Annotated in this window: 1 protein-coding gene; it reads left to right on the forward strand. The window is 71.9% G+C overall.

The annotated features are described in order from the left end of the window. Positions 1-676, forward strand: a 676-nt coding sequence (locus tag KHO18_RS28300) for a hypothetical protein (protein WP_211944326.1), incomplete at both ends; no start/stop codon positions are given.

Here is a 676-nt window from a genome sequence, read left to right on the forward strand (position 1 = left end):
GCCGCCAATGGCTGCGGCGCTGCTGGCTGGCGCTGCGGCTGGCCATCGCCCGGGTGCAGCCGCTCGCGCACGCACAGTTCGCGCGCAGCCTGGCCTCGGGCGCGCATGAGCCGTCGATGGGGCTGCTGCTAAGCGCGCTGCAGTTGTTCCAGTACAGCCGGGAGCCGTTGAATCGCTTTCCGGCGCGCCTGGTGGACTTCTACTATCGCGACGTGCTGCGCCTGGCGCCGCGCCCGGCGGTGCCGGAGTTCGTTCACCTGCTGCTGGCGCGCGCGCCGCGCCATGCCGGCGATGTCGAAATCGCGGCTGGCACGCGCTTTGTTGGCGGCAAGGACCACCAGGGCAGGGCGCTTGAATTCGCGGCCGAGACGGCTGTGGCGGTCACGGGCACGCATGTCTCGGCGTTGTGCAGCTTGCGCATGGAGCGCGACCCGACCATCTCGCCCGAGCGGGACTTCGATTATCCAACGCGCGTCCGGGTCGACACCGTGCCGCTCTTGCCGCCTGACGCCGCGTATGCCGAGCGGGCGCCATGGTGGCCGCTGCTTGGCGGCGCCATGCGTGCCTCGGCGGCGCAGGCGCACGCCGCGCGGCTGGGCTTTGCGCTGGCGTCGCCGCTGCTTCAACTGCAGGAGGGCCGGCGCGAGATCCGCGTGCGGCTGCTGTTCGCGCATCC

Source organism: Cupriavidus campinensis (genome assembly GCF_905397395.1).
GTDB classification, from domain to species: domain Bacteria; phylum Pseudomonadota; class Gammaproteobacteria; order Burkholderiales; family Burkholderiaceae; genus Cupriavidus; species Cupriavidus campinensis.